Origin of the sequence: Candidatus Fukatsuia anoeciicola (assembly GCF_964059965.1) — a bacterium.
GTDB lineage: Bacteria > Pseudomonadota > Gammaproteobacteria > Enterobacterales > Enterobacteriaceae > Fukatsuia > Fukatsuia anoeciicola.
This window is the reverse complement of record NZ_OZ060923.1, coordinates 422555-434224: the sequence shown is the minus strand read 5'-3', so window position 1 is coordinate 434224 and position 11670 is coordinate 422555. Positions and strand designations below refer to the sequence as shown.

Sequence of the window (11670 nt, the reverse complement as noted above, 5' to 3'; positions counted from 1 at the left end):
CAACCCACTAATGCTCTAATATTAGGATAACTTTTATAATTCCTATTTTCTAGCTCAGTTAATTACTCACAGCTCGTTAATTACTTGATTTTATATTATGTCTTATGCCATTGCTGTGTTTTGCGTGACCAAGTAAATTTTGTTATTTCACAGGTTAATAAAAAATTAACATGAAATTTGCTGCATTATTTCATTGCTGATACTGATATAGCAAGATGACTTTGCTTCTTCAGTAAAGATTATACTAATAAGTATCTTGCTAAAGACATAAGTTATTAAATTGAATAATATATTTTTTAGGATAAATAAATCTAATAATTAAATTAGATACATATAAATTGTAAATGTTACTTTTAATAATTAATTAAATAGTTAAAATAAAAAAATAGGTGGCGATAATTTTTCACTATATTTAAAATAATAAATTATGAAAATAAATAGTTCTTCAGTACAATTAATTAATATCTCTGCTGATGAAGCCGGTCAGCGACTCGATAATTTTTTGTTTGCTAGATTAAAGGGTGTACCAAAAAATCTAATCTATCGTATTATACGTAAAGGTAAGGTTCGTGTTAATAAAGGACGTGTTAAATTTAAATATAAACTAGTTGCTGCCGATATTGTACGATTACCACCTGTGCGAGTAGCACAACGTAAAATGATACAAGTATTAACAAAGTTAGATAAATTTATGTTACCAGCTAATTGCATCTTATTTGAAGATGAGTATCTTTTAGTGCTAAATAAACCCTCTGGCATTGCAGTACATGGTGGAAGTAAACTTAATTTTGGTATTATAGAAGCATTACGTGCTCTGAGACCAGAAGCTCGTTTTTTAGAGTTAGTTCATCGACTAGACCGTGACACATCAGGCGTGTTATTAATTGCTAAAAAACGCTCTATTTTACGTTTATTGCATCAACAGTTACGCTTAAAAAATATGCAGAAAAATTATCTAGCACTTGTACGTGGTCAGTGGCCATCTCACTATAAAGTAATAGAAGCTCCTTTGTTAAAAAATATTTTACACGGTGGTACAAGAGTTGTGAAGGTGAATAATATCGGTAAACCATCAAAGACTCATTTTCAAGTTAAAGAACGTTTTTTACAAGCAACTTTAATAAAAGTAAGCCCAATAACAGGTAGAACACACCAAATTCGTGTTCATACTTTACATGCGGGATGTCCAATTGCCGGTGATAATCGTTACGGTGATCGTGAGTTTAATCTCCAATTACAAGGTATTGGATTATATCGTTTATTTTTGCATGCAAACACACTTCGTTTTAAACATCCATATTTTGGTACAAATATAAGTATAGAAGCACCATTGGATAATCAATTACAGTATTGTTTGCAAACTTTACACAAGACATCCCTTTGTCTTTGACTATATACCATTAGAAAATTAGTATACACGATTTATGCAAAAGTTAAAATTACCCTTAACTATTGATGCACTTAGCAGTGCTCAAAGATGCTTAGATTACTCTGGTATCTATCTTGCGAAGCAAGTAATGCGTGTTGCTGCTTCAGTAGTTAATGTGAATAGTGATGTTAAAGTCTGGTTGTCAGTTAATTTTGATGACCAATGTTTAGTAGTTATTACAGGTAATGTAGATGTTGATATAACATTAATGTGTCAGCGTTGTGGTAATAATTTCTCCTATCATATTCATACTACATATTGTTTTAGCCCAGTAACTAATAATCAGGAGGCTGAGACACTACCTGAAGTTTATGAACCAGTTAATATTAATAAATTTGGTAAAATTGACTTATTAGCAATAATTGAGGATGAAATTATTCTTTCAGTACCTATGATTCCACTACATAAATCTGAATATTGTGCAGTAGAAACAAATATGGTGTGTGGTCAACTTCCTAAAGAAACAGAGAAACCTAATCTGTTTAGAACATTAGTAAATTTGAAAAAACAATTAAGGAGTAAGGCTAATGGCCGTACAAAAAAATAAGCCCACTCGATCTAAACGTGGTATGCGTCGCTCTCATGATATGCTAACTGCTTCCCTTCTTTCTAAAGATAAGACTTCCGGTGAAATCCATTTACGTCATCATATAACTACTAATGGTTATTACTGTGGTCATCAAATTTCTGAAGAGCAAGAAGCTATTAAATCAAGATTACAAGAAAAAACTAAGACTATTAATAAGGCTACAAAAGAAAAAAGACAAGCTAGAAAAAAAACTAGGAAATCTAATAAATAGTTCTATTAATATCTTTACTTATAATTTAATTTACAGAATACACAAGTTTCCTGTAGGGACTATATTACAAAATAGTTATGCTATTAATTAGTAACTTTTTATTACAGAATTTTTATTAAAAATTATAGACGCTAGATAAATAGGGTAGCCTTAAAGCTTTCTAAGCGTGCTATTACTTAAGATGACAAGACATGTACACTAAGATATTTGGTACGGGAAGTTATCTGCCCGAACATAGGCGTAGTAATGCGGATTTAGCAAAAATGGTAGATACCTCCAACGAGTGGATTGAAACTCGTACCGGTATCAAAGAAAGACGTATTGCTTCGGATAAAGATACAGTAGCTAAAATAGGTTGGTATGCTGCAGAAAAAGCGTTAGAAATGACGCGAGAAGTAATAAAAGAATTCGATAAAAACGATATTAATTTAATTATCGTTGCAACTACTTCTTCGACCTATGCATTTCCAAGCTCAGCTTGTCAAATTCAACAAATGTTAGAAATTAAGGATGCCATTTCTTTCGATTTAGCTGCTGCTTGCACAGGATTTCTTTATGCATTGAGTGTTGCTGATCAATTTATTAAAAATGGTACTGTAAAACATGCACTAGTAATTGGTTCTGATATTCTAAGTCGTATGCTTGATCCACAAGATCGTAAAACTCTTATTTTATTTGGTGATGGTGCAGGAGCAGTAATATTAGGTGCATCAAAAGAGCCAGGAATTCTCTCAACACATTTACATGCTAATGGTTATTTTGGCAATTTATTAACATTATCTTATCAATATTCCCAGAAACAGCCTGCATATATTACTATGAAAGGAAATGAGGTATTTAAAATTGCAGTAACCAAATTAGCTCAAATTGTTGAGGAAACATTAGAGGTGAATAATTTACAACGTGAAACATTAGATTGGTTAGTGCCTCATCAAGCTAATTTACGCATTATTAAAGCAATAGCTCAAAAATTAAAAATAGACATGCAAAAAGTAGTAATTACTTTAGATCGATATGGTAATACTTCTGCGGCATCAGTAGCTTCTGCACTAGATGAAGCCGTACGAGACGGACGAATTCAGCGTAAACACTTAGTATTGTTGGAAGCCTTTGGTGGTGGTTTTACCTGGGGATCAGCTTTGATTAGATTTTAATTTCATAGGGAAATAAAAATGATAAAATTTGCAATGGTATTCCCAGGACAAGGCTCTCAAACTACTGGTATGTTAGCAGATTTAGCCGCTAAATTTCCATTAATTAAAGCAGTGTTTAGACAAGCATCATCAGTATTAGGTTATGATTTATGGCAGTTAGTACAACAAGGATCAGCGATAGAATTAAATAAAACCTGGCAAACTCAACCGGCATTATTAACATCTTCAGTAGCTATTTGGCGCGTTTGGGAGCAACAACATGGTTCATTACCATTGATGATGGCTGGTCATAGTTTAGGTGAATATTCTGCTTTAGTTTGTGCAGATGTATTGAATTTTGAACAAGCAGTTCGATTAGTTGAATTACGTGGAAAATGGATGCAGCAAGCAGTTCCACCTGGTATTGGTGGGATGGAGGTGATTATTGGCCTTAATAATAATATTATTACTAAGATTTGTGCAGAATCAGCACAAGGTCAGGTTGTTTCATTAGTTAACTTTAACTCACCATATCAAGCAGTAATTGCAGGTAATAAAGAGGCTATAAAAAGGGCCGTTGTTGCTTGTAAGATAGCAGGAGCAAAACGTGTACTACCTTTACCTATTAGTGTGCCTGCGCATTGCATTCTAATGAAACCTGCTGCGGAAAAAATGGCTATTGCATTGGAACAAATAATTTTTAACCCACCAAGATGCCCAATTCTAAATAATGTTGATGTGAAGATAGAAAGCTCACCTGAAGCTATTCGTAGTGCCTTAGTACGTCAAATTTATAATCCAGTTCGTTGGGTTGAATCTGTTGAATATATGGCGATGAAAGGCATTAAGCAGCTACTAGAAATAGGTCCTGGTAAAGTTTTAACTGGCCTAAATAAGCGTATTATCAATACATTGAATGTAGCATCAATCAATGATGTTGCTTCTTTATATTCTGCGCTTAAACAATAACTAAAGAGGATAATATGAGTATTAAAGGAAAAATTGCGCTAGTAACAGGTGCTAGTCGTGGTATTGGTCTTGCTATCACACAATTATTAGTTGAACGTGGTGTTAAAGTATTTGGGACCGCAACTAGCAAAAAGGGAGTAAAAAATATTGATGATTATTTAGGTGAAAAAGGTAAGGGTTTTATATTGAATGTTGCTGATTCTATATCAATTAATAATTTAATGGAAGATATTAAAAATATTTATGGTAAATATGGTGTAATTGATATTCTAATAAATAATGCTGGTATCACAGCTGATAATTTACTAATGAGTATGAAAAATGAGCAGTGGCAAAATGTTTTAGACACTAATCTAACTTCAATATTTTATTTATCAAAAGCAGTATTAAAAGCTATGATAAAAAAACGTTTTGGTCGCATTATTACTATTGGTTCAGTAGTTGGTACTACAGGTAATGCAGGACAAGTTAATTATGCTGCTACTAAAGCAGGCATTGTTGGTTTTAGTAAATCATTAGCACATGAAGTTGCTACACGTGGCATTACTGTTAATGTTGTAGCGCCAGGCTTTATTGAGACAGATATGACGGAGGTATTAACAGAAAAGCAACGTGAATATATTTTAACAAAAATTCCTGCTAATAGATTTGGTAGCGCTAAAGAAGTTGCTAGTGCTGTTGTATTTTTAGCTTCAGCTGAAGCTAGTTATATTTCTGGTGAAACATTACATGTTAATGGTGGCATGTATATGTTTTAAGAAATTATGCAAATTATTTATATAATTTGCCGTAAAAATCGCATAATTATGTAAAAATAGTGGTTTGATTAATTGAGATTTAGTTGCATCTTTTCCAGTATTTTATAAACTACAAGAACCATCGCGTAAGCGAGTTTTGATAGGAAATTTAAGAACATGAACACTATCGAAGAACGTGTTAAGAAAATCATCGTTGAACAACTGAGTGTTGCAGAAGCAGAGGTTGCTTTAACATCTTCTTTTGTGGAGGATCTTGGCGCGGATTCCCTGGATACCGTTGAATTAGTAATGGCTCTAGAAGAAGAATTTGATACTGAGATCCCAGACGAAGAAGCAGAAAAGATTACAACAGTTCAGGCAGCTATTGACTATATTACAGCACATCAGGATATATAATTTTAGTAACAAATAAAAAATATCTGGGCGATCATTAGATCGCCTAAGTTTTTTAGATAACTTTTTAATTTACCTTATTTTAAAAAATTATACCTAAGTATTAAGTTATAAATATAAAATTAAATATTAAAACTTTATAGTACCAAAAGATATCAATAAATAAATATCTATAAAATTATTAGTTTTAATGTTATATGTATATTAAGTACTAATTACTCTTAGAATAAAGTACATAATAATATTATTTAAGCTAAAAGTAACAATGCTCTTAGCAGTATCATGAGTATATAAAAATATAGTGTATAAAATTTATGAAGTAATAGTTTTTAATAAATAATTCATGCTTATAATATAGTTTTAATAATGCAAATCATCTTTTAGTTTTTTATAAAATTATAGATTAATAGTATAATAAGTTGTTTCAAAATATTATTTATTTTTTATTTTCTATTTGCCTATACAGAAACTGGAAAAAATCTGTCCTAATAAATCATCTGACCTAAATACCCCTGTTATTTTACTTAAAGCCTGTTGTGCTAAACGTAATTCTTCGGCTAATAATTCACCAGATTGCATATCTACTAACTGTTGATGTCCGTTTATTAAGTGCTGAGTTGCTACTTCTAATGCTTGTAAGTGGCGACGACGAGCTAAGAATTTACCTTCTATATTACCAGTAAAACCTATGCTATGTTTAATATGTGTGCGTAATATATCAATCCCTTCACCAGTATGAGCTGACAAACGAATTAGTGAATACTTTTTCATTTGAGTTAAACCAATTTGTTCACCAGTAATATCTACTTTATTACGTATTACCGTGATTGGTAATGTTGCTGGTAATTGTTCAATAAATTCTGGCCAAATATCAGAAGGATCTATGGCCATGGTAGTAGTGCTATCAACAATAAATAGTAAGTTATCAGCTTGTTTGATCTCATTCCAGGCGCGTTCAATGCCTATTTTTTCTATTTCATTGTTAGTTTCATGTAGCCCCGCAGTATCAGTAATATGTAGTGGCATACCATCGATGTGAATATGCTCTCGTAATAGGTCACGTGTTGTACCAGCAATGTGAGTAACTATTGCTGTTTCACGTCCAGTTAATGCATTAAGTAAACTAGATTTACCTGCATTAGGACGACCTGCAATCACTACTTTTGTTCCTTCACGTAGCAAGCTACCTTGGTAAGCTTTGTTTTGTGCTACTTTTAAATCATCCAGTACTCTATTAAGTTGTACCTTAATTTTTCCATCGGATAGGAAGTCTATTTCTTCAGCTGGAAAATCTATTGCTGCTTCTACATAGACCCGTAAATGCGTTAGTTTCTTTACTAATTGATTAATATGATTTGAAAAAACACCTTGTAATGAATTAATGGCTGAACGTGCTGCTTGTTCTGAGTTAGCATCAATTAAATCAGCAATAGATTCAGCTTGAATTAAGTCAAGTTTTTCGTTGAGAAAAGCTCGTTCTAAAAATTCTCCAGGTTGTGCGATACGTAAACCTGGTAGTATCAAAATACATTTTAGCAATAAATCCAAAACAACCGCACCACCATGTCCATGTAATTCTAATACATCTTCTCCAGTAAAAGAATGAGGAGAAGGAAAGTAAATAGCAATTCCCCGATCAAGTATCCTGCCGTCAGTATCATAAAATGGCAAATAATTAGCATAACGTGGACGAGGTAACTTCCGTAATATTGCTCGTGCTACTTTCTTTGTTGCGTAGCCAGAAACTCGTAAAATACCAATACCCCCTCGTCCTGATGGGGTAGCTTGTGCAACTATAGTATCCCTATATTCATAAGTTCTCTCAAAAAATTTATCTACGATCATGTAAACCACATTTTTCTAAACCATGATAAATAATCTGCTGTTGCATAATAGTAACTAGGTTACTAATAATGTAGTAGAGTACTAAACCTGCAGGAAACCAGAGAAAAAATACTATAAAAATAATAGGCATAAATGTCATTATTGTCTGCTGCAGAGGATCAGTGATAGTAGTTGGTGATATTTTTTGTATAAAATACATAGTAATACCCATTAATATCGGTAAAATATAGTATGGATCTTGTGCTGATAAATCATTTATCCATAACATAAAAGGTGCATGACGTAATTCAACAGAACTCATTAACATGTAGTATAGTGCTAAGAAAATTGGCATCTGAATAATTAATGGTAAACAACCACCAAGTGGGTTAACTTTTTCAGTTTTATATAATGCCATTATTTCTTGGCTTACACGTTGTTTATCATTACCAATACGTTCGCGTATAGCAGTTAACTTAGGTTGAAGAGTTCTCATTTTTGCCATTGAAGTATATTGTGCTTTAGTAAGGGGGTACATAATACCGCGAACAATAAAAGTGATTACAATGATAGAAACCCCCCAATTACCAACAAAACTTTCAATAAATTGTAGTAACTTAAATAATGGTTGAGATATAAACCATAACCAACCATAATCTACAGTTAAATCAAGGTGAGGAGCAATAGCTGCCATTTGATTTTGAATTTCTGGGCCAATCCATAATTTAGCAGTGAGTTTTTTTTGTGTACCTGGTTGCACAACTACGGGTGCACTTTTAAAACCAATAACTGCTAATCCATTGGCTAGTTCACGAGAATAAAAAGTATTAGTAACGTTTGCATCAGGAATCCAAGCTGTTGCAAAGTATTGTTGTAGCATTGCAATCCATCCACCTTGGGTTACAATTTCTAAATTAGCATCTTTAATTTTACTAAAGTTATATGTTTGATATTTGATATTATCAGAAGAGTAAGCTGCACCACGATAAGTATGTAAAGCAAAATTACTACTACTAATATCGCGGTATTTAGGTAAATTAATACTTTGTTTTAATTGACCAAATAAGATTAATTCCAATGGTTTTTCAGATACATTTTTTACTTGATAATTAACATTAATCGCATAATTATTACGTTTTAGCACAAAGGTTTTCGTAAAGACAGTGCCATCTTTATTATTAAAAGTCAGCGGAATACATAGTTCATTCTGTCCATCTGCCAAAATAAAATCTGACTGAGTAGTATAAAAAAGTGAACGATTACCATTAATAGGATTATCTAATCCATCTTTACCTGTTAAGCCACTTTGTGCTTGATAGATAAAAGTTGGTGTAGTTTCTAGTAACTCAAAAGTTTTATCAGAACCTAGTGTATCAGGATAAGCTAGAAGCTTAGCCTGTTCAATATCACCACCACGTGTATTAATAATTAATGATAACACATCAGTTTTTACCTTAATAAGTTGTCCTTGACTATTAGTAGGTATTATTTGGTTTTTACTATTAGTAATATAATCACTAATTGAACTTGTATTTTGTTGCTTAATCTGCATAGTGAGCTGTGTATTATTATCTACTTGCCAGGTTTGCCAGATAATGAAAGACACAAACAGAAAAGCGATAAGAAGAAGATTACGTTGCGCATCCATCATTATTGTTCTCTATTATCTTCAGATTTAAGTAGTACAGGATCATAGCCACCGGGATTTAAAGAGTGACATTTTGATATACGTTTTAGCGTTAACCAACTGCCTTTTATTAGGCTAAACTTGTCTATGGCTTCAAGAGCATAATCAGAACATGTAGGATAGAAGCGACAACGTGACCCGAATAGTGGACTAATAATATTCTGATAACCCCTGATAAGTTTAATTAAGATGCTACAGCTTAGAAATAATAACAATGCCATAATTTTTCCAACATTTGCGTTAAAACAGGATTAGTTAGGTTATCTACACCTCTTTTAACTAGTATTACAAAATCCATAGAAGATAACTGATACTGATATAAACGAAAGCTTTCTCGTACTAAGCGCTTAATTCGGTTACGTTCATGAGCACGTTTAACATACTTTTTAGCTATAGCAAGCCCAAGACGGGGATGACCTAATTTATTTAAGCGTCCTAGTATAGTTAGTTGTGATGTACTAACACGTTGTGGCTTCTGAAAAACAAAAGTAAAATCAGAAGGAATTAATAAACGTAACTCCCTAGGAAATGATAATTTAACCACGTCGGGTAATAAGCTTTATTATTTGGAAATAGTCAAACGAGCACGACTTTTTGCTCGACGACGAGCCAGAACTTGACGACCATTTTTAGTAGCCATACGAGCACGGAAACCATGACTACGATTACGCTTTAGTATGGAAGGCTGGAAAGTGCGTTTCATAAAAATTTACCTAAATAGGATGGATGATTGTAGATTATTAAATAATTATCTCCCAGGCTAGTATTAATTTACTATTATGGGTAGTAGAATTAGTAATTATACTGACTCCTATTAAAATCACAAGAATCATATTAGCCTAATTTTTTTCTAATATATAAATAAAAACTAGACTATTAATTTATTTCTGCGCAATATCAAGATTACTTATCTATTAATATTTCGTTAGTATATATTAGTTATTAAAAAAGAAGTCATGATATATAGTAGGTACCACATGATGTAATCACTTTAATTAACAATCATTAATCAATATCAATATTTTATTGCTTATTTAAAAATAATTTACATGATCCCTACTATATAAAATTATAGTAAATTGTATAACTTTAAAGATAGTATCGTAACAATGACATACCTAATAGTTTTTAGATAAAAATATTTAATCTGTTAGGAAGAGGAAGATCTATTGTATTATTTACGCTATTATCTTCTGCTATGTAGTTAATTTTGTATTTTAGGACTTAGTAATATCTAGTTTCTTTTTCTTTCTTTTTATTGATTTTGTTAGAGTGGAGTTTACCGTGTCACATTCTCTTTGGCAGCAATGTCTTACCCGATTGCAGAATGAGTTACCTGCCACAGAATTTAGTATGTGGATCCGCCCATTACAGGCAGAACTAAGTGACAACACGTTAGCGCTTTACGCTCCAAATCGTTTTGTTTTAGATTGGGTTTGTAATAAATATTTAAACAATATTAATGGTTTTCTTAATGATTTTTGTGGAGCAGATGTGCCATTGTTACGTTTTGAAATAGGTAGTAAGTCTATTACCTCAACTATTAATCAACCGAAAGTAGCAAATATTAATGTGTTTACTGAGCCAGTGATCTGCGGTACATCTACTCATCCAAATTTAAATAGTTCTCCTATTAAACCTAGGTATAACCATCGCTCAAATGTTAATCCAAAGCATTCCTTTAATAATTTTGTTGAAGGTAAATCTAATGAATTAGCATATGCAGTAGCCTATCAAATTAGTAATAATCTAGGTGTTGCGTATAATCCTTTATTTCTATATGGTGGTACTGGTTTAGGTAAAACTCATCTTCTACATGCTGTAGGTAATGGCATTCTTGCTTATAAGGCTAATATGAAAGTAGTATATATGCATTCTGAACGCTTTGTGCAGGACATGGTTAAAGCACTACAGAGTAATACGATTGAAAAATTTAAACGTTATTATCGTTCAGTTGATGCGTTACTTATCGATGATATTCAATTTTTTGCCAATAAAGAGCGTTCTCAGGAAGAATTTTTTCATACTTTTAATGCTTTAATAGAGGGTAATCAGCAAATTATTTTAACTTCAGATCGCTACCCAAAAGAAATTAATGGGATAGAAGATCGTTTAAAATCACGTTTTGGCTGGGGATTAACAGTCGCTATTGAACCGCCAAAATTAGAAACTCGCGTTGCTATTTTAATAAAAAAGGCAAATGAAAATAACATTCACTTACCAACTGAAGTAGCATTTTTTATCGCAAAACGCTTGCGTTCTAATGTATGTGAACTAGAAGGTGCATTAAATAGAGTAATTGCTAACGCTAATTTTACTGGTCAAGCAATTACTATTGATTTTGTACGCGAAGCTTTGCGTGATTTGCTTGCGCTGCAAGATAAGTTTATAACTATTGATAATATTCAAAAAACAGTAGCTGAATATTATAAAATAAAAGTTGCCGATTTACTTTCTAAACGACGTTCTAGATCGGTGGCTCGTCCACGACAAATGGCGATGGCAATGGCTAAAGAACTTACTAACTATAGCTTGCCTGAAATTGGCGATGCCTTTGGTGGTCGCGACCATACTACTGTATTATATGGTTATCGAAAAATTCATCAATTAAGCGAAGAAGATCACGGCATTAAAGAGGATTTTTTAAATTTAATTAGAGCTTTATCTTCCTAATATT

12 protein-coding genes and 1 pseudogene are annotated in these 11670 nt (G+C 32.3%); 8 read left to right on the top strand and 5 right to left on the bottom strand.

What is annotated here, in order from left to right; all coding sequences use genetic code 11:
- The first annotated feature begins 427 nt into the window (after positions 1-427).
- The 7 genes and pseudogenes from rluC (at position 428) to acpP (ending at position 5485) form a co-directional block, all read left to right on the top strand.
- Positions 428-1390: a 23S rRNA pseudouridine(955/2504/2580) synthase RluC gene (rluC, locus tag AB4W73_RS01510; RefSeq protein ID WP_367680673.1), complete on the top strand. Its 963-nt coding sequence runs from the start codon at positions 428-430 to the stop codon at positions 1388-1390.
- A gap of 34 nt (positions 1391-1424) precedes the next feature.
- On the top strand, positions 1425-1976 hold the full coding sequence (gene yceD / locus AB4W73_RS01505; protein ID WP_367680672.1) for a 23S rRNA accumulation protein YceD: 552 nt from the start codon (positions 1425-1427) through the stop codon (positions 1974-1976).
- Positions 1957-2124 (top strand): annotated as a pseudogene (gene rpmF / locus AB4W73_RS01500) (50S ribosomal protein L32); the annotation flags it as partial. The gene yceD and the pseudogene rpmF, both read left to right, overlap by 20 nt.
- Positions 2125-2420: 296 nt before the next feature.
- The gene (locus AB4W73_RS01495; protein ID WP_367680671.1) at positions 2421-3383 is read left to right on the top strand and encodes a beta-ketoacyl-ACP synthase III; all 963 of its coding nucleotides are present in this window, start codon (positions 2421-2423) and stop codon (positions 3381-3383) included.
- 18 nt (positions 3384-3401) lie between these two features.
- Positions 3402-4331: an ACP S-malonyltransferase gene (gene fabD / locus AB4W73_RS01490; RefSeq protein ID WP_367680670.1), complete on the top strand. Its 930-nt coding sequence runs from the start codon at positions 3402-3404 to the stop codon at positions 4329-4331.
- A gap of 14 nt (positions 4332-4345) precedes the next feature.
- On the top strand, positions 4346-5089 hold the full coding sequence (gene fabG / locus AB4W73_RS01485; RefSeq protein WP_367680669.1) for a 3-oxoacyl-ACP reductase FabG: 744 nt from the start codon (positions 4346-4348) through the stop codon (positions 5087-5089).
- 156 nt (positions 5090-5245) lie between these two features.
- On the top strand, positions 5246-5485 hold the full coding sequence (acpP, locus tag AB4W73_RS01480) for an acyl carrier protein (RefSeq protein WP_367680668.1): 240 nt from the start codon (positions 5246-5248) through the stop codon (positions 5483-5485).
- A gap of 447 nt (positions 5486-5932) precedes the next feature.
- Here the strand turns inward: acpP and mnmE are convergent, their stop codons facing one another.
- The 5 genes from mnmE to rpmH are packed head-to-tail and all read right to left on the bottom strand — an operon-like array spanning position 5933 to position 9696.
- Positions 5933-7327 carry a tRNA uridine-5-carboxymethylaminomethyl(34) synthesis GTPase MnmE gene (mnmE, locus tag AB4W73_RS01475; RefSeq protein WP_367680667.1) on the bottom strand — a complete coding sequence of 465 codons (1395 nt, stop codon included), beginning with the start codon at positions 7325-7327 and terminating at the stop codon, positions 5933-5935.
- Positions 7314-8954 carry a membrane protein insertase YidC gene (yidC, locus tag AB4W73_RS01470; protein ID WP_367680746.1) on the bottom strand — a complete coding sequence of 547 codons (1641 nt, stop codon included), beginning with the start codon at positions 8952-8954 and terminating at the stop codon, positions 7314-7316. Before yidC ends, mnmE begins: the two co-directional genes overlap by 14 nt.
- A 2-nt stretch (positions 8955-8956) precedes the next feature.
- Positions 8957-9214, bottom strand: a complete 258-nt coding sequence (yidD, locus tag AB4W73_RS01465) for a membrane protein insertion efficiency factor YidD (RefSeq protein WP_367680666.1) — start codon at positions 9212-9214, stop codon at positions 8957-8959.
- The gene (rnpA, locus tag AB4W73_RS01460) at positions 9193-9537 is read right to left on the bottom strand and encodes a ribonuclease P protein component (RefSeq protein ID WP_367680665.1); all 345 of its coding nucleotides are present in this window, start codon (positions 9535-9537) and stop codon (positions 9193-9195) included. The genes yidD and rnpA overlap by 22 nt, the downstream gene beginning before the upstream one ends.
- A gap of 18 nt (positions 9538-9555) precedes the next feature.
- Positions 9556-9696, bottom strand: a complete 141-nt coding sequence (gene rpmH / locus AB4W73_RS01455) for a 50S ribosomal protein L34 (protein ID WP_367680664.1) — start codon at positions 9694-9696, stop codon at positions 9556-9558.
- Between the two features lie 581 nt (positions 9697-10277).
- On the opposite strand from rpmH, the gene dnaA reads away from it, so the two are divergent.
- On the top strand, positions 10278-11666 hold the full coding sequence (gene dnaA / locus AB4W73_RS01450) for a chromosomal replication initiator protein DnaA (RefSeq protein ID WP_367680663.1): 1389 nt from the start codon (positions 10278-10280) through the stop codon (positions 11664-11666).
- Positions 11667-11670: the final 4 nt, after the last annotated feature.

Bases quoted from the DNA above. Each gene is read 5' to 3' on its own strand.
- AB4W73_RS01495 (WP_367680671.1), top strand. From the start codon at position 2,421: ATGTACACTAAGATATTTGGTACGGGAAGTTATCTGCCCGAACATAGG.
- acpP (WP_367680668.1), top strand. From the start codon at position 5,246: ATGAACACTATCGAAGAACGTGTTAAGAAAATCATCGTTGAACAACTG.
- fabD (WP_367680670.1), top strand. From the start codon at position 3,402: ATGATAAAATTTGCAATGGTATTCCCAGGACAAGGCTCTCAAACTACT.
- yidC (WP_367680746.1), bottom strand. From the start codon at position 8,954: ATGGATGCGCAACGTAATCTTCTTCTTATCGCTTTTCTGTTTGTGTCT.
- rpmH (WP_367680664.1), bottom strand. From the start codon at position 9,696: ATGAAACGCACTTTCCAGCCTTCCATACTAAAGCGTAATCGTAGTCAT.
- yceD (WP_367680672.1), top strand. From the start codon at position 1,425: ATGCAAAAGTTAAAATTACCCTTAACTATTGATGCACTTAGCAGTGCT.
- rluC (WP_367680673.1), top strand. From the start codon at position 428: ATGAAAATAAATAGTTCTTCAGTACAATTAATTAATATCTCTGCTGAT.
- yidD (WP_367680666.1), bottom strand. From the start codon at position 9,214: ATGGCATTGTTATTATTTCTAAGCTGTAGCATCTTAATTAAACTTATC.
- fabG (WP_367680669.1), top strand. From the start codon at position 4,346: ATGAGTATTAAAGGAAAAATTGCGCTAGTAACAGGTGCTAGTCGTGGT.
- mnmE (WP_367680667.1), bottom strand. From the start codon at position 7,327: ATGATCGTAGATAAATTTTTTGAGAGAACTTATGAATATAGGGATACT.